This is a genomic window from Paenibacillus sp. P3E (assembly GCF_001909045.1).
GTDB lineage: Bacteria > Bacillota > Bacilli > Paenibacillales > Paenibacillaceae > Paenibacillus_AQ > Paenibacillus_AQ helianthi.
Genome location: NZ_LVWH01000180.1, coordinates 24969 through 45312 on the forward strand (window position 1 = coordinate 24969; position 20344 = coordinate 45312).

22 protein-coding genes are annotated in these 20344 nt (G+C 51.1%); 3 read left to right on the plus strand and 19 right to left on the minus strand.

Annotated elements, in window-relative coordinates:
- Positions 1–3: 3 nt before the first annotated feature.
- From A3842_RS20080 to A3842_RS20135, 12 genes are all read right to left on the minus strand, one after another.
- Positions 4–399 (minus strand): PAAR domain-containing protein, encoded by a 396-nt coding sequence (locus A3842_RS20080; RefSeq protein ID WP_074087868.1) that lies wholly within the window; start codon positions 397–399, stop codon positions 4–6.
- A gap of 15 nt (positions 400–414) precedes the next feature.
- Positions 415–1137: a phage baseplate assembly protein V gene (locus tag A3842_RS20085; RefSeq protein ID WP_074102513.1), complete on the minus strand. Its 723-nt coding sequence runs from the start codon at positions 1135–1137 to the stop codon at positions 415–417.
- Positions 1134–2177 (minus strand): phage late control D family protein, encoded by a 1044-nt coding sequence (locus tag A3842_RS20090; protein ID WP_074102514.1) that lies wholly within the window; start codon positions 2175–2177, stop codon positions 1134–1136. Before A3842_RS20090 ends, A3842_RS20085 begins: the two co-directional genes overlap by 4 nt.
- Before the next feature lie 12 nt (positions 2178–2189).
- Positions 2190–2801 carry a CIS tube protein gene (locus A3842_RS20095; RefSeq protein ID WP_074087865.1) on the minus strand — a complete coding sequence of 204 codons (612 nt, stop codon included), beginning with the start codon at positions 2799–2801 and terminating at the stop codon, positions 2190–2192.
- On the minus strand, positions 2801–4333 hold the full coding sequence (locus tag A3842_RS20100; RefSeq protein WP_074102515.1) for a hypothetical protein: 1533 nt from the start codon (positions 4331–4333) through the stop codon (positions 2801–2803). Before A3842_RS20100 ends, A3842_RS20095 begins: the two co-directional genes overlap by 1 nt.
- On the minus strand, positions 4334–4810 hold the full coding sequence (locus A3842_RS20105) for a phage tail protein (protein WP_074087863.1): 477 nt from the start codon (positions 4808–4810) through the stop codon (positions 4334–4336). It abuts the gene before it with no gap.
- A 9-nt stretch (positions 4811–4819) separates the two neighbouring features.
- Positions 4820–5005 carry a DUF6760 family protein gene (locus A3842_RS33795; RefSeq protein WP_074087862.1) on the minus strand — a complete coding sequence of 62 codons (186 nt, stop codon included), beginning with the start codon at positions 5003–5005 and terminating at the stop codon, positions 4820–4822.
- Positions 5002–5370, minus strand: a complete 369-nt coding sequence (locus tag A3842_RS20115) for a hypothetical protein (RefSeq protein WP_074087861.1) — start codon at positions 5368–5370, stop codon at positions 5002–5004. Before A3842_RS20115 ends, A3842_RS33795 begins: the two co-directional genes overlap by 4 nt.
- Positions 5371–5511: 141 nt before the next feature.
- Positions 5512–5955: a phage tail protein gene (locus A3842_RS20120; RefSeq protein ID WP_074087859.1), complete on the minus strand. Its 444-nt coding sequence runs from the start codon at positions 5953–5955 to the stop codon at positions 5512–5514.
- A 23-nt stretch (positions 5956–5978) separates the two neighbouring features.
- On the minus strand, positions 5979–7517 hold the full coding sequence (locus tag A3842_RS20125; protein WP_074087857.1) for a phage tail sheath family protein: 1539 nt from the start codon (positions 7515–7517) through the stop codon (positions 5979–5981).
- A 210-nt stretch (positions 7518–7727) separates the two neighbouring features.
- A complete protein-coding gene (locus A3842_RS20130) occupies positions 7728–8300 on the minus strand; it encodes a Pvc16 family protein (protein WP_074102516.1) in 573 nt (190 codons plus the stop codon).
- Positions 8301–8302: 2 nt separating this feature from the next.
- On the minus strand, positions 8303–10606 hold the full coding sequence (locus tag A3842_RS20135) for an ATP-binding protein (protein WP_083609662.1): 2304 nt from the start codon (positions 10604–10606) through the stop codon (positions 8303–8305).
- A gap of 182 nt (positions 10607–10788) precedes the next feature.
- Here A3842_RS20135 and A3842_RS20140 point away from each other — a divergent pair, with 182 nt between their 5' ends.
- From A3842_RS20140 to A3842_RS20150, 3 genes are read left to right on the plus strand one after another with little or no spacing between them, the layout of a single operon-like run.
- Positions 10789–11646, plus strand: coding sequence for an ABC transporter ATP-binding protein (locus A3842_RS20140; RefSeq protein WP_074087853.1), 858 nt, complete (start codon positions 10789–10791; stop codon positions 11644–11646).
- Entirely contained in the window at positions 11639–12295 is a 657-nt protein-coding gene (locus tag A3842_RS20145; RefSeq protein WP_074102517.1) for an ABC-2 transporter permease, read from the plus strand. Before A3842_RS20140 ends, A3842_RS20145 begins: the two co-directional genes overlap by 8 nt.
- Entirely contained in the window at positions 12292–12657 is a 366-nt protein-coding gene (locus tag A3842_RS20150) for a GntR family transcriptional regulator (RefSeq protein WP_074102518.1), read from the plus strand. Before A3842_RS20145 ends, A3842_RS20150 begins: the two co-directional genes overlap by 4 nt.
- Here A3842_RS20150 and A3842_RS20155 read toward each other — a convergent pair.
- From A3842_RS20155 to A3842_RS32625, 7 genes are all read right to left on the minus strand, one after another.
- Entirely contained in the window at positions 12614–13003 is a 390-nt protein-coding gene (locus A3842_RS20155) for a hypothetical protein (protein ID WP_143186325.1), read from the minus strand. The genes A3842_RS20150 and A3842_RS20155 overlap by 44 nt on opposite strands.
- Positions 13004–13057: 54 nt before the next feature.
- Entirely contained in the window at positions 13058–13426 is a 369-nt protein-coding gene (locus A3842_RS33390; RefSeq protein ID WP_074102520.1) for a hypothetical protein, read from the minus strand.
- The gene (locus tag A3842_RS33395) at positions 13381–13599 is read right to left on the minus strand and encodes a hypothetical protein (RefSeq protein ID WP_256701776.1); all 219 of its coding nucleotides are present in this window, start codon (positions 13597–13599) and stop codon (positions 13381–13383) included. Before A3842_RS33395 ends, A3842_RS33390 begins: the two co-directional genes overlap by 46 nt.
- 658 nt (positions 13600–14257) lie before the next feature.
- Positions 14258–14734, minus strand: a complete 477-nt coding sequence (locus A3842_RS20165; protein ID WP_083609666.1) for a DUF6985 domain-containing protein — start codon at positions 14732–14734, stop codon at positions 14258–14260.
- Between the two features lie 20 nt (positions 14735–14754).
- Positions 14755–18948 carry an HNH endonuclease gene (locus A3842_RS20175; RefSeq protein WP_083609663.1) on the minus strand — a complete coding sequence of 1398 codons (4194 nt, stop codon included), beginning with the start codon at positions 18946–18948 and terminating at the stop codon, positions 14755–14757.
- A 224-nt stretch (positions 18949–19172) separates the two neighbouring features.
- Positions 19173–19967, minus strand: a complete 795-nt coding sequence (locus A3842_RS20180; RefSeq protein ID WP_074102522.1) for a DUF1906 domain-containing protein — start codon at positions 19965–19967, stop codon at positions 19173–19175.
- Between the two features lie 46 nt (positions 19968–20013).
- Positions 20014–20280 (minus strand): hypothetical protein, encoded by a 267-nt coding sequence (locus tag A3842_RS32625; RefSeq protein WP_074087015.1) that lies wholly within the window; start codon positions 20278–20280, stop codon positions 20014–20016.
- Between the last annotated feature and the right edge of the window lie 64 nt (positions 20281–20344).

The following is a 20344-nucleotide window of genomic DNA, read 5'->3' on the forward strand; positions in this document are numbered from 1 at the left end:
AACTCAGCCTCCTATTAAGACCGTTCCCGCCGCAACCACCTTGCCTACCGGCAGGTCGGCCGGATCATTGCACGTCAGCGCCGGATCACTGTTTCTGGCGGCCATTTTCCCGTTGATTTTTACTGTTGCGCTTCCGGCGATGATTTTCCCCTGATTTTTGGGAGGTTTTTGAAACGGGCCTCCCTGCGGGACATGTGCCGGTGTATTGGTTGCCGTGGAGTCCACTGTAGCTGCCGGCTGGCCCATAATCTTGACGTTCGTGCTGAGCGCACCGTCCAGAATCCCCGTAAACGGATGAGGCAGAGGTGTCGGTACAAGCGCAGCTCCGGCAGGAAGCATCACGATATGCGTATCGGTGGCCAGAATGCGGTCGCCTTTTTTCGCGGCAGGCTGTCCCATCATTTAGCCTCCTTATTAATTGATGTTGACCGTTGCCCCTTTGATCGTCATACTGGCCGCTGCTTTGACATCCATGCCCGCCGACGCTTCAATCTTGGTGTCCGCTGATGATTTCATTTCAATGGTTTTGGCGGAGAGGGACAGTTTGCCGCTCGGGGCGGAAATTTCAATATCCTGTCCCGACAGGACCGATATCTTATTGGCTTTGGTGTCAAAAACGATTTTGTTTTTTCCTGATTTATCCATGATCTGGATTTGCTCTGCGCCGCCTTTGTCATCCAGCCTGATTACATGACCTTTGGAGGAAGTGAGCGTAATGTTCTCTTTCCCCTCGGTATCGGCAAACTGCAGGATATGTCCGCTGCGTGACTTGAACATTCGGATATTATTCTTGCCGTCCTTGTTGGTCTCCGGCGGAGCATCCTTCCCGTTCCACAGAGACCCAATCACATAGGGGCGGTTAACATCTCCGTTCTCAAAGACCACCAGCACCTCATCTTCCACCTCAGGCAGGTAAAAAGCCCCCCGCTCCTTCCCGGCCATCCATGAGGCCATCCGGGCCCAGTTGGATTCCGGCATGCCCATCAGCGGGATCTTCACCTTCACCCGTCCAGGTCCCGGTTTATCCGCATGGTTCGCGGAGTCATTGTTGATCACAATCCCCACCATGACCCCGAAGAGCCGTCCTTCGCTGATGATGCTATCGACAAAACTGGTAATTCCGGGTCCCTCATTCATAGGCCAGTCCTCTTCACCTTAAAAGTCGTTGTATACCCCTTGCTGTCAATCTTGTGAACCGTAGAGACAATATAGTAAATACCGCTGAAGCGGTCGCCCATGCCCATCAGCTTCACCGTCTGGCCGGACCGGAGCAGCGGATTCCCCCAGCACATCCCCTCACCGGCAATGAAATCGCGCAGACGGCTGTTATAGGCGGCAGAAGCCAGTGTTTTGGCCTCGCTCATATCGAGCAAATTTTCAGCCATGATGGAGATTGGTGATTCCTGGATGGCTTTGGCGCTTATAGAGAACCCAGATTCGGTGCCGCCCATCTTGGTCGTCTCGTCTCCGGTTTTCGCTTCGGCTTCCAGCTCTTTTTTCTCCTTCACGTCCCAGCCCTTGACCTTCACCTTACTCCCCCGCGTAAGTGTCCGAAGCTCCAGGTTCAGTCGTTCAAAATCCTTCTTGAAGGTCATCTCGGGAAGCCCTGGAGCTTTCACAGACCGCGACTTGACAAAATACAGCTTTTTGTCGTCTACATAGAGCTCATAATCCAGCATGGCCGCCCGCTCCAGCAGAAACTCGTAGTTGCTCTGATTGTTCTGGAACAGGTAGGGATAGACGGTGCCCGTATCATCAACCACTGGGGTGAGGCCATGCTCCTTAGCGATTTCCGAGGCGATATCACTGAGCTTTTTCTTCGCAAACACTTTGCTTCTCGTCCCCATCCGAAGCCTGTGCAGCAGGTCATACCCGCGAATCTCCAGTACAGAGTGCTCCGAGAAATTCAGATCCAGCGAAGTAACCTCTCCGCTGATCAGCGGCTGGGGCTTGTCGAGACCAAGCGACAGCTTCACTTTGTCCCCCGGCTTGATGCTCTTCAGATCAGTTCCCCGCCACATCCCGCTGCCGGAATTGACCATATTCATCTGAATGGAAAATAAAGCCGGCAGATTGATCTCATCCTCCAGCGTAACTCCCTCGACCGCGGCAGTAAGCTCTGCGGACAGCTTGCTTCCATTCAGCTCTATCTTATAATTCGCTACACTGGTGCCCATGCAACCCCCGCCTTAATCCGGGATGACCAAGGTCCTCCCGATATCGTTTTTTCCAGGAAAGCCGACGGGATTCACAATCCGGTTCAGCTCGGCAATCCTGCGCCATGCCAGCGGCTCCTTCAGCGCCTCATTCGCGATCAGGTCCAGCCGGTCACCGCTTTTAACCACCCATAGCTTACGGCAGGCATTCAGGCCCTGGCTGTCCTCCACGGTTTTGTCCGGCTCGTCCGTGATGAAGGTAACGTCAAGCAGAGAGCGGACCGGTGTGCCATTCTCCATGAACATTGTGAACTTCTGCTCAATTTTGCTGAGGAGGCCCCGGTAGGTGAAGCCGCCCCAGACGAACATGCAGACCGGCGGCTTTTTCGTGCTTTTCCCGCTGACCTTGGGATCAAGCAGCGAGGTCAGCAGCCTGGTTTTCTTGCGCACATCCGTGCGTTTTTCATATGTGTCATAGAATAAAGAAACCTTGAATTCCGGTGTCTCCGTGATTTGAAATTGCTTGTTGTTCTTCTCCCCGGTATATTTTCCTTCGAAGGAAACGGTGTACTCATTGGGGTTGAACATCACCTCAATGGCTCCGCCGCCCATATCCAGGGGGATAATCTTTGCCTTTTCCGCCATTATCTAAGCCCCCTCCGATCCTTGCGGATCGCCATTTTCTTCTCCAGCACCTGATAGACCCGTTCAGCCAGCTGATTCAGTTCCGCAGTGTCCATCTTTGCGGCAGGGGCTGCCGCTCTGGGGGATGGCTGAGCCTTAATCTGCTGGGCGGCCTGCCCCTGGGGCATCACCTCCTGCAGCTGCTGGACCGTCTCCTGCCCTCTAGCCTTGGGTGCTTCCTGCTTCCGCAGAATCAGGCTGGAATGTCTGCCTGCGGGCGGGTGCATCTCCTCTAGCAACGGAGCAGCAATGTAAGACCAGCTCCCGCGTCCGCTCCTCCGCTGTGCGGAACGCACTCCGAGCTCCTCAGCCATATGGATCAAGCCGGGGATCGGATCATTTGCCGGAAGGCCCTTAGCGTTCCCTTGGCGTGCAGTGCTGCTGAGCAGGGTTGAAGCCTGCCGCAGAGCGGCAAGAAGCAGAATGGGCTGGACGGCCAAGGGCTGCAGCCTGTTGAGAAGTGAAGCAGACTCCTGCGGCAGCGGATTCCGGGGAACCTGTCTGCTCTCCATTTTCTCCAGCACTGCCGCAATCCCTGGGCCTAAGCCCAGATGAATACCGGGGCTTGCGGAAGGGAGAAAATCCTGACTTGGCATGAAGATCCATGGAGAAGAGTTATGCTGTGCATTCACAGCGGTCCCGCCAGAGCTGGAGTCAACCTCCATGCTATTCTTTAGCACCCCTGCAGGAGCTTGCCCTGACTGCACATCCCGATTAGCCGCCAGATCCCGTTTCAGCGACCGATGACGCTGAGTGTTCAAGGCGTCAACAGCATGGAACAAGGTGTGGGTCCGCAGCGTATGCAACTGTTGATGGACGGCCCGCAATGGCTGCGGGATATCGTCCTTGAGGAATTCATGCTGCCGGGATTTCCGGGCATGCGGTACAATCCCATCTTCCTGGTGCTGCTCTACCTGCTCTGTTCCGCCTGCCGGGGATTCCGGCACGGGTGACAGGTGCAACTGCCTTGTTTCAGCTGTTCTCTTCAGAGCCCGTGTATCTTGCGGGCTTATAGGTTCCGGTTCACTTTCAGCTAGCCCGATAGTTCGATATGCCGTTGTTACATGAATTACATCCCTGTTTTGTTGCTTGCTGACTCTCGCCTGTAAGGCATGGATGAGGTTCAGATTACCGTTCTCTCCGTGAAGCGTATTCTGTTCGCTACCCTGGTTTCCCGGATAGGAATCAGGAATGCCCTTTGCAGCTCCACTGCTGCCTGTACTGATCTGCAACTTTCGATTTGGAGATTGCTGCTGCAGCATAACCTGTGTCAGCGGATGGATGATTGACTGATGGATATGCGTGTGCTGAATCAGGCTCACCTGATGAATAACTGCACCTGCGGATTTCACCACCTCAGGCTCTGTGAACAGCAAAGGGAATTGCCGCAGGATCAGATTCTGAAACCGGCTCCGCCATCTGGTGATGCCATACTTCCCCAGAATGGACTGGACGAAATCCTGCCTTTTCTGATCAGATGTTACTGTATCCATTTACCGGTACCTGTACAGCCCGTTATGGGTCAGCACCAGACTTTCCACTGCCACTGCACTGCTGCTGGCGCTGAATGCCGGTCCTTCCCACTTGATGGGACAGGCTTCGATGAAGTTCCACCACACCTTTGGTGTGCCGGAATGATCCAGCAGGCAGATAGACCCGTTGCGGCGTTTCACGACTCCATTGATCACATTCTGATACCAGTTCCATAGAAATTCGTCGTTCGTGACCCCATTTTTCAGCGTCAGGTCGGAATATTTCGTCTGGCCGAGGAAGACAAATTCCTTGTGGTTCTCGCCTCCGAAGTTCTTCCGTTCCACCTGTGTCTCAATACTGAGACCTGAGACATCGGAGAAACCGGCGACGGATATCCCGTCAATCTCCACGATGAAGTTATAGGCAAGATAGGGATCCTCCCGATACCCGGGCACCCAATTGCTTTTTGCACCGATATTCAAAATATTCGCCTTCATGTTATCCTCCTAAGCCTCAAAGAAGTTCTTCTTCTCTTCCCCGCCACCCAGCTTTTGGTTGATTTTGCTGACTTCCCTGCACCAGCGGTCCCGTTCAGCGTGTTCGAGGTTCAGCACGGCTGGATAGTCCCAATGCAGATAGTAGGTTAGAAAGGCTACCTCCTCATAGAGGCGGTCAAGGGGGTAGCCGATTATTCCCCCGGCGGTTCCAGTTCAATCTCAAACGGCTGCTCGCATTTGGGGCATTTGGCATGTACGGTATTGGTGCCGTTCTGGTTAATCCGGTTATACATATCCTGCAGATAGGCAAAATCCGAAGTATACAATTCTTCAATCACTCGCGGCGTGATCATGCCAAGCCCGCCCAGGCTGGTTACCACTCTGGAGAGCAGGATGACCGTCAAATACGCCGGGTTGGACTGGACCCGGGAATCCCGGAGCGGCGTAATTTCATCCGCTGCGGTGGCCAGGCGCATCGTTCCCTGCTTATGGAGAGTGCCTGCCTCATCCACATAGCCCTTAGGCAATGTGAAGCTGAATTCGGTTTGCAATAGTTCCAAGTGTTATCCCTCGCTTCAGAAAATTCTGGTTCCTTCACTTCGCCCGCATCCTCAGGCTGTGAATTTGATCCCTATACCGGCCATCTCATGTTTTGGCGTATCGTATCAAATTCCTTGTGACGATGGGGAAAAAGCAAAAAGCTATTTCACTCTGCGTACACCTTCATGAACCAGCTCCATGGATTCAACGGAGACTTCGTTCCCTTTGGCGCTGAGTGCACTGACATCATACTTGATCGGCCAGGCTTCGAGGATATCCCACTGCGCCTTGTCATTGCCTTCTTCATCCACCAGGATGATCGACAAGCTCTTGCGGTTCTTCAGGGCACCCTTGTCTTCAATCGACTTGCGCCAGTTGTAGAGCTCCAGGGAGTCGGTCAGACCTTTTTTCAAGGTAATGTTGCCGAATTTGGTCAGCCCTGAAAGCTTGCGTGCATGCGGAGCATCAATGCCCTCACGGTAATCCACAGCCTCAGTAGAGGTATCTGGAATTGTCGCATCAGCGAATGCTGCAGTTTGAATACCATCAATCACGACGCGGAAGCGGTAATTGCGGTAGGGGTCCATTCTTTTGCCGGTTGCCATAGGATAAATCTCCTCTCAATCTCTTATTTGGATAGGGTTTTCTGGCTGACCCGAATGACTACGAATTCAGCAGGTTTGACCGGTGCCACACCGACCTCGATAATCAGCTGGCCGGCATCCCGTACAGCCGGAGGATTATTCTCCTCGTCCACTTTAACGAAAAAGGCCTCTTCCTGCGTAGTTCCGTACAAAGCGCCGTCTCTCCAGACCCGGGTCAGGAAGGCTGTCAGGTTGCGTTTCACCTTGCCCCAGAGGCTTGGATCATTCGGTTCAAACACCACCCATTGGCTGCCCTCGTCAAGGGATTCCTCAATGTACATCATCAGCCGCCGGACGTTGACATAATTCCATTCGGAATCGGAGGACAGGGTTCTGGCCCCCCATACACAGATGCCTTCCGGCAGGGAACGGATCACGTTGATGCCTTCCGGGTTGAGCAGCTCCTGCTCTGCTTTGGTGATGATCTTCTCAATGCCCACAACCGTATCCAGATAGCCATCTGTAGTTCCGGCTGGTGCTTTATGAACACCGCGAACAGAATCCACATAAGCATAGGTTCCGGCAATCGCGCCTGACGGCGGTACGAGCTTTTGCTTGCCTGTGAGCGGATCGTTAATGTAGACCCAAGGATAATACAGGGCACCATAGGAGGTGTTGAACGAATTACCTGAATAGTTGCCTGCGCCTTCCTTGAAATCCTTGACCTGCATCGGGGTCAGCCCATGTGGAGGGTCAACAATGAAGATGCAGTCTTTTCGCAGCTTGCAATAATTGAGCATGTCCAGGATCGTGCCCCGGCTGTAGGCCATATCCGCAAGGTCTGGAGCAGCCACAATATTGATGCCGTCAATGGTGTCAAAGGCGTGAATCCCGGCCCGTCTAACCGAATCTCCCAGGAAATCAATCGGAGACATCCCGTTCACACCGCCGCTGAGCGACAAGGCCGTTTCATTAAAGGCCGGGGTTTTCTCCATGTTCTCCAGGATGGTCAGATCGACCAGCGGCTTCACTTTTACAAAAGCAGAAACCTCGTTGACCTTCTCCACGAAATTGATCAGCAGCATATTGTCGAAGATTTCGACGATTTTGCCGGCTTCATCTTCCCCGTTGTATTCATCATTAAAATCACTGTCTTCCAAATATTGCACGACCATTTTGAAACCGAATTGCTGCTTATTGGAGGACTGGCTGACCTTGACCGAAATCCGGTTGCCCCATACCCCTTCCGAGCGTGCTACTACCTTGAACAGATCCAGGTTATCGGTGTCTCTGATCGCAAGGGAGGCAGGCTGAATATCTGTAGGTGCCGCTCTTACCACATAGCAGGAGGTACCGCCTTCAGCGAAAAAATTATACACGGCATAAGCCAGATAGCCATTCGGAATAAATTGGCCGAATTCGTTGACGAATTGGCTCCAGTTCGTGACCAGCACTGCTTTGCCGATCACGCCCTTCTCTGAAATCCCTACAAAAGCCCCTACAGATGTGCCTACGCCGGCAATCGGTTTGACACCGCTTGAGACTTCCTCTACATACACACCTGGCGATAAATAATTTGCCATCTTTTACCCTCCTAAAAGTTTTGTTAGCCTATGCTCCAATGACTGAGCTACGTACAAAACTCGCTTCGAAAGCATACGCCTAAGTTTTGTTAGCCTATGCTCCTGTTGAGCATGTGCTGGATTTTGCGGAAAATCCGCTTTTCCGGTTGACTTGCAACGGGTTCCCTCCATGAATCACTCCTTTCAAAGAAGAAGCCTGGACCTGTCTATTTAAATGGGGTGAATGCCCAGATCCTTTACCTGTACCCGAGGAATCGTAATCGACTTATCCGCAGGCAGCCTTACCGGAGATACCAGATAAGACAGGCTTACCTTGGCAGGCTTGCCGGGAAAAACCTCCCACAGCTGCTTGATATCCTGAATCGTCAGATTGTTGTACGAAATCCGGATCTTGTCATTACCGCAGGCGGCGAGGTTTCCCCTGAGGTCTGTGCCGCTGAGCACCGGGTGCTCATGGAACAGCTGAAAAATTCTGCCCAGTATGAGCTGCTCCGTTTCTCTGTCCTTAGCATACGGGGTGAGCAGATAATACAAATCGAGGTAAGCGGGCGGATAATTGAACTGGTTCGTGCCGCTGATCTCTTCCTTCTCACTGTTGCGCATGCTCGGACTGTGGCTCAAATAATATAGGCACATCGAGAGCTTCATTGTGGAGCTGTCGATGTCGCTTGGGGAGCCAAAGCTGATGAAGCTGTCATCGTTCAGCTCAGGCACTTGTGCCTTAAGCAGTGCTTTCAGACTGGTGCTGACATCTCTAATTACTGTACCGGTATCCACAGCCATGCTTATTTCACCTCGATCAGTTTGTGATACGGAGCATAATCGGATTGCAAAAAGGTTTTGCCCAGCTTGAGATATTCCCGCTTCGCTGCCAGCATGATCTGCTTCATCCCGATTGCACAGCCCTCGTGTGCGGCATAAAAGGCAGCGTTCAAGGCAATGTTCTTGATATTGCCTCCGGCAAGAATGAACTTCTCCGCCATGAAATCGTAATCCATGTCCGGATCAAGCGGCGCTCCCGCCGGGAACATGCCCCGCCAGATCTGCGCACGCTGATTTTCTTCCGGGAAAGGAAATTCCAGCTTGAAATGCAGCCTGCGCGCAAAGGCATCATCCAGGTTCTGATTCAAATTGGTAGCCAGGATCACGATCCCGGTATACTCCTCCATCTTCTGCAGCAGATAGCTGATCTCCACATTCGCATACCGGTCATGGGCATCCTTGACCTCTGAACGCTTGCCGAACAAGGCATCCGCTTCATCAAAAAAGAGAATGGCATTGGAGGTCTCTGCCTCATCAAAAATCCGCGACAGATTCTTCTCTGTCTCCCCGATGTACTTGCTTACAATCTGCGAGACATCGATTTTGTAGATTTCCAGGTTCAGCTCAGTGGCGATCACCTCAGCTGCCATCGTCTTCCCGGAGCCCGGCGGGCCGGAAAACAGAATGTTGAGCCCTCTGCCCAGGGACAGCCGTCCCGCGAAGCCCCACTCCCCATAGACAAGCGAGCGGTACTTCACCTGGTGGCAAATTTCCCGCAGCTGGCTTAGCTGTTCGCCAGGAAGCACCAGCATGTCCCATGTATACATGGCCCGGATCTTCGTTGCCAGCGCCTGGATTTTGCGGCTGGACTGGAAGTAACAAGCCTCGTACAGATCTTTGGCGCTTACCTCAGCCCCGCTGGAACCGTTCCATACGGCGATATTCTCGCCGCCGTTCAGCGCGGCCCGGATCTGTCCGGAAGTGAATCGGAAGCTGCCGCTGAAATCCGCCAGCTCGATCTTCGGAGACAGCCTGTAGTCCTGACCAAAGTTCGTCCAAGCCTGCTTGCGGGCCGCTGCGTCCGGAAAGGGGAATTCGATCTGCATGAAATTCAGTTGAACCCCGGTTAAGCTTATACCCCACTCTGCTTCTCCAAGGATAAAAGTCAGAGGTGCATAAGTATCGAGCATTTCCACTAGAAGCCGGATCTTCACGCGGTAACGGTCGTCTTCGGTCACCATGCTGTCGAAGCCTGTGAAGCAAAGAGCCGCATGTTCCAGGAGCGCATGCCGTCCGAGCAGCTTCAGCATTTCGCTGAAATCCACCTCTGGAAGCAGCAGCTTGTCCATATCGGCAACCAACACAGATAATCCCAGCTTGCTGCAGACACCTCGAATGCCGCTAAGCTTCCCGGCTTCATCCGGACCACTGCAGTACAGGAGACTGCCGGCCCTGCGTTCCTCGCCGCTGCTGTAATGCTTCACAAACCGCAGCAGGTTCTGCTCCAGCTCTTCAGGGAATCCTGTCCGCTGCGGAATGACCAGAGTGTCCAGGCTTGCTGCCTTCGTCAACCGCTCGTCCAGCACCTCATAACCGAGCAACAGGTTCACCGCCCAATCCTCCAGCTTCAACGGTCTGGCGATCAGCGGTGTGCGGCTGTCACCGAATTCGCCTTTTCGTTCCAGCAGAAATTTCATTAAAGGGGCATGGGCATCGAACAGCAATCGGGCCGCAACCCTCTCCTCCTCTGACCCGGTAAACAACCCCAGGACAAACTCAACCGAAGGGCGCCTGTCCGTCATATCATTCTGTAAAAAGGCGTAGATCCGTTCATACTTGCGGTCCAGTTCAGCTGCCAGACATGCAATAACGATGTTTACCTCTAGAGAAGACAGGTTAAGCGTAGAAGCCACCTGCGGGAGGATCAGACGGACCTCTTGCCCATGACTGGCCCTCAGTCTGGAAGCGATACGTTGCTCTAACTCATTAATCTTCGCTGTTAGCAGATTTGTGTCGTCTTCATCCGTGGACTGGACATCCAGCAAATAGTGGATCTCTTCGTCCATTGGAGACAACCCGGAGTCCAGCTGGGGCGCATCCAGCATCCTGAGTTTGAGCCGAAGCTCCAGCCGCTGCAATTCCTCTGCCAGATACTCGTGGTTGGAGCTGTAGGGTGGGGCAGCCTCATTGTCCTCCGGTTCGGGAATGGCTTCGGAAGCAAGAGTACAATCGGATGCCGGATTAAGAGCAGGTGCAGCTTCTCGTTCCCTACACTCGGCTTCCCGTGTTTCCTGACGAAAGGTTCTGGCCAATTTTTTGAATTTCATCGCCTGTTTCTGTCCTCACTCTATATTTTTCTCGTTCATATATAAAGTAAGTTTGGGGAGGGGAATTACAACTGGGTGGGTAGGAAATTTTGGAAGAGTATGCGAAATACTAATTGACTTTCGTAAAAGCCTCGTGATACATTGTGCATACACGGAATACACAATTTTCGAGGAGGTAGGGTATGCTGGCATTAGATATTAGAAATTTAAATAAAAAATATCCCCATTTTCAGATCAAAGATGTATCTTTTCAATTGGAGCAGGGCTATATTATGGGTTTTATCGGGGTCAACGGCGCGGGAAAAACGACCACGATCAAATCGATCTTGAACATGGTTCAAGTCGATAGTGGCGAAATATGCATTTTGGGCAAGAACATCGCTGAACACGAAATCGAATTGAAGCAGGAAATCGGATGCGCCTTCGGTGATATTGATTTCTATACCCGCAGCAAGCTCAAAACGCTGACCAATGCTACAAAGAAGTTCTATAAGAATTGGAACGATGAAGCCTACTACAACTATCTGAAGAGATTCAAATTGGATGAAAACAAAAAAATAGCAGAGCTGTCTACAGGCATGAAAGTAAAGTACAACTTAGCCCTTGCTTTATCGCATGGCGCCAAGCTGCTCATCCTAGATGAACCGACCAGCGGACTCGATCCTGTCTCAAGAGACGATCTGCTGGATATCTTTCAGGAGCTCGTTATTGGCGGCGAGATTAGCATTCTTTTCTCTACTCATATTACATCCGACTTGGAGCGGTGTGCGGATTTTATAACCTACATTGAACACGGGCAAATCATTGCCAGTTCCGAGAAAAACGAGTTTAAGGAGTCCTACCGTTTACTCAGTGGCAGCGAAGCCCAATTGGGCGAAGTGAAGGAACATTTGATTTCCTACAAAATCAACTCTTTCGGCTTTACCGGATTGATTCATGCCAAAGACATTGATCCACTCTCCAACCTAAGGGGAACCACGCCGAGCCTCGATGAAATCATGATCTACTTCGCGAAAAAAAAGGAGGATGTATATGTATAATTTGGTGATGAAAGATTTGAAATTAGGAGTAAACCCTTGGTTCTTCGTATTACCTTTAATTATTGGCTGCTTAATGCTTATTCCCGGCTGGGTCTACTTTATTGTACCGCTATATTTCTGCTTCATAACGATACCGAATATGTTTAGCGGATTTAAAAGCCAGAATGATTTGATGTTTAGTACGATGATGCCTGTGACCAAAACAGACATCGTGAAGTCCAGGATAACCGTTATTGTCATTCTTGAACTCATGCATCTTCTCGTTGCAATGATCTTCAGTATATTTACTTTTCGTTTGTATCCTCATCTGACTTACATTTTCTATCCGCCGCATATGGGTTTTTGGGGATTATGTTTCATCATGCTGGCGATCTTCAACATCGTATTTATATCCATGTACTACAAGACAGCGTATAAGTATGGCGCGGCAACGACCGCATCCACTACGGCCGCTATACTATTTGCCGGAGTTGCCCAATGGGCCGGAATCCAAAGTCCTTGGGTAAACGACATTTTCTATGGCTCAGGGACGGATAATATCGCGCTTCAACTATCTATTCTGATGGCGGGCCTCGTAATTTTCATTGCATTCACCCTGATTGCCTATCGGATTGCGGTAAAGAGATTCCAAAGAGTGGAGATAATATGAACGTAACGATTTCGAATACTTCCGAGAAACCGATTTATCAGCAGCTTTACGAACAGATCAGCGCACAAATCCTGAAAGGCGAGCTAGAAAGCGGCTATTGTCTACCACCCATTCGTCAGGCAGCCCTGGAGCTTCATGTTAGTGTCATTACCGTTAAGAAAGCTTGGGAGGAACTTGAGCGGAGCGGTTTGATCAATACGGTAACGGGTAAAGGATGTTTCGTAGCCGAATTCTCGCCCGACGAGATGCTGCGGATACGTAACGAAATGGTCCTAAAGCAAATGGAGGGCGATACATCCTACTACAAGTCCTTTGGCCTCACCCTTGATGAAGTGATTGGGCTGCTGAATAAGATTTATTAGCAGCCCCATACAGACGGATATGCTTGCCCTTGCGCTCCAGCTTGAACCACTTGAACTTAAACTTCTGCAGAATCCGGTCCACCAAACCCTGGAGCTTTTTGGCCCCCTTCATGAGCCCCTTTTGCAGGCTCTTGATCACGATTTTGCCATTACGGATGATCATGCTGCCGCTTTTGGATGCGAGCTTGGCTCCGGATTTCAGTAAGCTCTTGATGCCCTTGACTCCTGCTCCCGCTACCTTTTTAGCACCTTTGGCCGCAGCTCCAACGCCTTTCTTCACGGCTTGTCCGGCTTTATTCAGCCCTTTGCCGATCGCTTTGAAGCCAAGCTCCATCGCCAGCTCCACGAGTCTAATCCATAAGATTCAACCTATCACTCTTCATCCATTTTACAGTATTTATTAAAATTGATAATCAAAAATGGAAGTAAATAAAGGCCAACTCTGGTTATAAGGTAGCGTCAAGAAGTTTGTGTAAGAAAGCAAAAAGTAGCCTGCGGTGAGCTTCTCGTCCGCTTGTGGCTGACCGGTGTCCTGCGTATGCTCCGCTGCTCCGCCTTCTGCCGCTCCTGCCCCCATAGGCTTGGAGATGTCTACTCCGAGCAGATATTCCCACATCTTGCCTTCCAAATGACTGAGCGAACGCTTCGCCGCCTTGCCGAGCGCTCCCATCCGGGCAAGCACATCCAGAAACGTAGCAATGAGCAGGTTGCCCAGGGTTGAGATTAACTTGGTATAGAAGTTCTGTATCGCAGCCAGCGCCTGATCCACCTTGGCGGCAGGAAGTCCATGACCTGTGTGACTTTGGTTTTGAGCTTCTCTGCCAGCTGGTTGACGGCCTTCACGGCCTTATTGACGACTCCGTCAATTTTGCTGCATATTTTGGCAGCGATGCCCGGGAATTTGGCAAACACCACGGAGACCGTAAGCGTCAAATAACTCACACTTTGACACCAAGAAGAGGGCTGTTTGAGGCTTCATAACAACTGTGTGAGAGAGGGGATTTTTGAGGAGAGTTACTATTTAGGAATAAGTCAAAAAACAAAACACCCGGGTGCGTTTACACCCGGGTGGGGCTAACTGGTTAGCCTTGACCTATTCAGATTTCACCACCTCCCTATTAGGAAATATTCAGGAGGACTAGCAAATAAACAAAAAATACGAGGTTCTGTTCCATGTAGAGGGTCGCTACGGATGACACACCAGATTCGCCTGGGTAGGAGATCCAGAGAATGCTGGAAGTCCATTACCCTGAGTCGAAACGGTGGAAATACCTCCCCTAAAGCATTGAAACGGTGGAAATCACTGAGATTGAACTCAGTATAATGACAATTTATTGCCTCAACCGCCTCTTTTAAGGAACCACTTAGCAGGCACGTGGCAAGCTAGAGTTTTGAATACTGAAACCCCATCTGTTCAAAGCACTAGTTTTTCTTCCCAGTTCGCTTTAGCATCACTGAGTCTATTGAATAAAAAATCATAGAAAATGAACCATAATTATTCCTTCATCAGAATTCTTTTTATTAAAATCTCCTTAACTTTTCGTAATTCAATTTGTATCCCTCAAAGTGAGGTTACACAAAACCTTGACATATCCTAAGGCTAAAGAACAATATCTTGAAGACCTATTTCTACTACTTCTTCATTTTCAACACTAATACCCAATCCATGTTCTCGTTCCCATGTACAATCACATAATATTCCTACTCGTCTAATACCATCTTCGAAATCATATCTTATTAGCAAACTTGTAGGCGTAACAAGTTTCCCCAACTCGTCTAGTGATGAAATCTTTGGAGCAATTTTTTCAAGTTCTTCACTATTACTTTGCATTGCTCGATAATCTTCACAATTATCTAAATAATACTCAAGAATCTTATCTTCGCTCTCCTTTACTATGTCAAGCATTTTTGCTTTGAATTGAGAAAAAGCGTCCCGTTGGTTCGGCGTAATTTCCTCATTCTCTTCACCATAGATATTCAAAAGTATTTTTTGATTTTCTCCAAACATGGTTATCTCAGTTGTACCGATCCACAAATCTTCATATACAATTTCTCCAAACAACTCATCCTTTTCCATTTTCAGAGTATCGTCCTTTCTCATTTAACTTCACTTACTCCACCAAGGTGACCAAATTTAGAATTAATACTACTTGGAATCAATTGTATGGTTTTCCCATTATTAAGTTCATGCCAAGTGTACTTGTTTTGTGTTCTCCATTTTGCCACTTCAGCCTTTGTCCACTGCTTCTCTGGTGTTGACCACTGCTCTGCGAGCAATTCGTCAGCTTTTGAAAAATTAGAAGTTCTTGAACCAGACATACCCGTAATCTCAAATTCCGCCTTAGAAAACGGAGATAAATCTGGTACTGCATTCTTATATTCTACACCTTGAACGCCAGCATCATTAAAATATGGTTTTACTTCGGGACTATCGGAAATAAAAGTTGATTCACCTCTTTCACCAGTCCATTTACCATTACTTACGGGAGTTTGATTCAACCTTTCTTTATAAGTGCTCTTCAAAGGTGTTACATCATAACCTTTTGTTACTTTAGGAATTTTATCCGTTCCCTTAACGCTATTAAAATCAATCTTACTTTTATCTCCATCTGCATTCTTAGAGATATTATTTAGTTCTGTATCTTCTAGTTTACTAAGTTTACTATATTCCGCATCGCTGAGCTTGATCGGTTTCTTGCCATCGAGTTCTAGTTTCTTTAATTCCGTTTCGAGATTCTGCTCCTTGATGTCCCGCAATTCCCCATCAATGAGCAGCACCCAAGGATTAACCTCGCCATACAGACGGATATGCTTACCCTTGCGCTCAAGCTTGAACCGCTTGAACTTAAACTTCTGCAGAATCCGGTCCACCAGACCCTGGAGCTTTTTGGCCCCCTTCATGAGCCCCTTTTGCAGGCTCTTGATCACGATTTTGCCATTGCGTATGATCATGCTGCCGCTCTTGGACGCAAGCTTGGCTCCGGTTTTCAGCAAGCTCTTGATGCCCTTGACTCCTGCACCCGCTAAGGTCTTCGCACCAGTGGCTGCAGCTCCAACGCCTTTCTTCACGGCTTGTCCGGCTTTGTTCAGCCCTTTGCCGATCGCTTTGAAGCCAAGCTCCATCGCCAGCTCCACGAGTCCCATCGCGAGTGCGGTTGCCAGCGCAATGGCGGCCGGCTCGATCATCTTCTGCCAGCCTTGGCTCAGATAGGTGCCGATGTAGCCCGAGGCTTGGACTAGGGTCTGGGCGACGGATTTAATCGCATCTGCTTGCAGATACACCGTGATCAGGTTGATGATCATCGGGAGTGCAGCGGTAATAGCCCCGCCTGTGATGATCTCTGCAGCCACGACGCCAACCAAGATGCCTGCAATGGCAGCCAAAAGCTTCAATCCATTACTCTTCATCCATTTTATTACATATGATTTAATCTGGTCAAACAGCATTTTCGCATTGCCCGCACGGAGCTTCGCGCCGTCGGCAATTTTGCCACCCAGGCTTTGATCCGCCTTTCCGGTATCAAATTCCGCCATGATGCTGTCCATGGTGGCCGGATCGCGGCTGCCTGACACCTGCTTGCTCTCCCCGTCCTTGAGGTTTGCTTCCTGCACCAGTGCCGGGTCCATCTCACCCGCTTCGACCGACTCCATTTCGATGTCGTCTGTGGTGAGCTTCTCGTCCGCTTGGGGCTGACCGGTGTCCTGCGTATGCTCCGCTGCTCCGCCTTCTGCCGCCCCTGCTCCCATCGGCTTGGAGATGTCTACTCCTAGCAGATACTCCCACATCTTGCCTTCCAAATGGCTGAGCGAACGCTTCGCCGCCTTACCGAGCGCTCCCATCCGGGCCAGCACATCCAGAAACGTAGCAATGAGAAGATTCCCCAGGGTTGAGATTAACTTGGTATAGAAGTTCTGCACCGCAGCCAGCGCCTGGTCCACTTTCGCAGCCAGGAAGTCCATGACCTGTGTGACTTTGGTTTTGAGCTTCTGTGCCAGCTGGTTGACGGCCTTAAGGGCCTTGTTGACGACTCCGTCAATTTTGCTGCATATTTTGGCGGCGATGCCCGGAAATTTGGCAAATACCACGGAGACCAGCTTTTTGAGCAGCGTGCCCAGTCCCTTGATGAGGGTGGTGATCAGCTTGCGGCCCAGTTCAATAATGCCCAGCACGGCTTGTTTGGCTTTTTCAAAAATGAACTTCACCGCTTTGCGGAGGCCTTCGAAAATAAAGTTGACGGCCTTCTTAACGACCTCAACCACCGCTTCGAGCTTATCCTTCACCCAGCCGAGGAAGCCGCCTTTTTTCTCTTCCTTTGCCTTTTCCTCTGCATGCTTCCCGTCCGCATCCTTCTTGGCTTTGCTGTAGGCCTGGGTGGCTTCCCGCTCCGCTTCGGACTGCTTTTTCTGTGCTTCGCGTTCTTTTTCGGTCCGGACGCTGTTGATCTCGCCTTTTTTCTGCTGCGCAGCCGCTCCTGCCTGTCCGGCATAGTCGGCTTCGGCTGCATCCAGCTCGTTTTTCCATTCGCCGCGAAGGTTGTCGACTTCCGCCTTGGCCCCGGCCTGCTGGCTGAGCTGCTTGTTCTTGGCATCAGCTTCCGCCTGCTGGATTTGCGCATGGCTGTCTGCTTTGGAGATCAGCACCTTGCTGTCGAACTTCGCTTTTTCTTTACTATATTCAGCCTGCTTGGCGCCAAGCTGCTTCTTCATTTCTGGGGCAAGGCTGCGATTGAGTCCGGCAGTCATGTCCGCAGGCACTCCCAGTACAGGCAGTTTTTTGGCTCCGGGTGCATTTCCGCCTTGCAGCTCTGCGGAAGCCTTCAACGTAGAACCGTCCGGCTCGGGATAGATGTCATTCTCACCAAACGGAGTGTGGATCTGGCCTATCTCCGCCTGCTTGGCTGCTCCTACCTGCTGGGAGGCCTCCTGATTGAAGCCTTCGATCTGGGATGGATCCGCCTCGCCGGTCATGCTGATGCCCGGCGGCTGAGCCACAGCGGAACGGATTTCGCCCAACATAGCCTCAGGGTTACCTTCCGATCCGGAAGATCCGATGTTCATTCGCTCCAGGTTCCCCGTAGTCGCGGTCCCGCCGGTGCGCTCGCTTCTGTACCCCTCCGGTGCAGAGTGTTTCAGTGGCGCTGGCTTTTTACGGGCTTGAAAGACTTTGCCTTTCAGTCCCGTCGGTGCAGGAATTACCGGAAGCCCCTGCCGGGTCTTCTGCTTCTGCTTCGCAAAAGCCTCTGCGGAACCATCCACCGCCTGGGCATAGGCGTCTCCCATCTCTGTCGGCTGAATCCGGGTCAGCTGATCAAGGATTTGCCCCGGATCTTCGCCGTGGATGTTTACCTTCTTGGTTTTAGCGGGTGCTTCCTTACCCTCCCCGGCTAAAGCCCCTAGAGCATCTCCGAGTGAAGGTTCCTTCGCTGCTCCCTTTTGCGCGGGTTCCCCTTGGGCTTCCTTCGCTTCCTTTCCCGACTGCGATTCCACATCTGCCTTGGAATCTTTGCCTTCCTTTGAATCTTTGCCTTCCTTGGTGTCCTTAGCGTCCTTGGCGTCCTTGGCGTCCTTGCCGTCCTTGGCGTCCTTGGTGTCCTTAGCTTCCACCGGCTGTTCTTTCCCAGTCTCGTTAGCCTTCGAACCCGTTGCTTCGCCTTCGGCTGGCTGCGGAGCGGCTGCCTCCTCTTTCCCGTCCAGTTGCCCTCCATCTGCTGTTCCCTTGTTCTCTTCAGTAGCGGAAGGAAAACTCTTCGCCCGGGGTTTGCCCCACTTTTTGAATGCAAAGTTGCCCTTTGTCTTATTGCCGGACTGTTCATTCTGCTGCGCCTTCGGTTCAGTCTGAACGCTGACTTGTTGTACCTCGCTTTGTACCCGTTCCAGTTTCTGCTCTTGAGGTTGCTTCTGCTCACTTACTGACGGCTCCTTGGTGGCTGACGGTGTCTCTTGAACAGGTGCCGCAAGAGCAGGCTCCTGTTCAACCTGGGAATCCCCCGCAATCCCCTCCCCTTGCTCACCCCGCTTCGCCGCTCCCGCCTCACTTGTCTGCTTACTTTCCTTGCTATCCTTCAAACTGGATAACAACTGAACCACGGCCCGGTTGCCCAGGGTACGCTGGAGCGCCAGCTTGTCTTCCCGGCTTAAGGAAGCCGGATTCTGCCGGATACGCCTGATGATCTCCACCGGGTCCGGCAGCTTGGTTGCTGCTGGCTTCACAAAAGCCAATGAATTGCTATATGGTTGATGGCTACCCGATGTTTTCTCTTTTTCCTTGCTTACGGTTGCATGGGTCTGCAAGCGGATTCCCCCTTCTGTAAAAAATCGGTTCTATAGATTAAGTAAAATCCATAGCGTTTTTTACAGCCGAACGGGAAAATAAATCCACTTATTGTAACAATTCATAAAAAAGGGGGGCGGATAAAAGAAAAAGTATCAATTCCCCTCAAAATTAAAGTAAAAAAGCCACCCAAAGGTGGCCGTTAACAGCATTTTTGCCAAGTCTATATTATTTGTGGGTGGTCCTACTTTTCCTCCTCCACCGGTTGACCCGATGCTTTGCGTATTTCATCTGCCAGACGGTGGAACTCCTCTCTGGATTCCGGGCTTCCTGCCGCCATATAGGCGGCTTGAATGAAGGCGATGATCTTCTTCGCGTCCTCTTGGTTCAGCATGTATTCCTTCACCTCCCCGTCCGAATGGGTTGGCGTTGAAGGAACGGCTGCCAGCGTGTTCCACCATCCCGCATCACCGCTGGACAGATTTATATCCACATTCACGCCATGGATCGGCTGTCCCAGCCCTTTGGGACCATTGTCGTACTGATAGAGGTGTATTCCTTCTGCTTTCCGGCCTCTGCTCCAGGCATAGGTCTGCCAAAAGCCTGTGCAGGCCTTGGCTGCCATCGCCGCTTCAACGACTGCTGCGCTCCCGTATACACCCGTTCGGAACTTCGAGGAAGCCTCACCTGCAGCCTTGATATACTGGATTACTGTGTCCATCTGGCTTGCTGATGCGTCGAAATCCACTGCGAAGTAAATCCGGCTTCCTGCCGGCTGTCCAACAGCTAACGCCGTTTGCGCAGCAATCGCTCCATCCGCCAGTCCCGCAGCGCGCCCGCCCAATGCACGGCTGGCAGTGGTTTCATATACAGAGACAATTTGCAGACCGGCTGCGCTGATAGCTGCTGCCTCTGTCTTTGTGAGTCTTTTCCAGCCAGATGGTACGAGGTACCGGCATACGAATTCATAACCGTCCTCACGGAACTTCTTCGCTAACGCCTTCGTCAGCGGTGCCGCGCAATCAAACCCTTTGGCCATTATCCATCTCCTCCTTCTTTAAAAATCTTCTTCTGCTGTTATTCTGCTACCCGATCACTAGCTTCAGCAAAAGCCCTACTGCCGCAATAAACAGCCCCGCGCTGCTGATGATGGTTCCCACCAGCCACCGTTGGCTTTCTCCTTGCCTGACCTTCAATCTGGACAGCTCATCCCGTATTTCATCCATCCGCAGATGTGCCGATTTGCTGCTCTGCATAGCCTCAAGTGCAATATCCCTTGCGCTGTTCATAATATCGAGCTTCGTTTCTACGCGGGTCAACCTTTGCAGAATTTCATTCATGTCGTCTGGCATATCGTACCCCCGGAATGGAGCTGGTTAATCTCTCATTAATAGATATAACTCCAGGCTGCAGCCA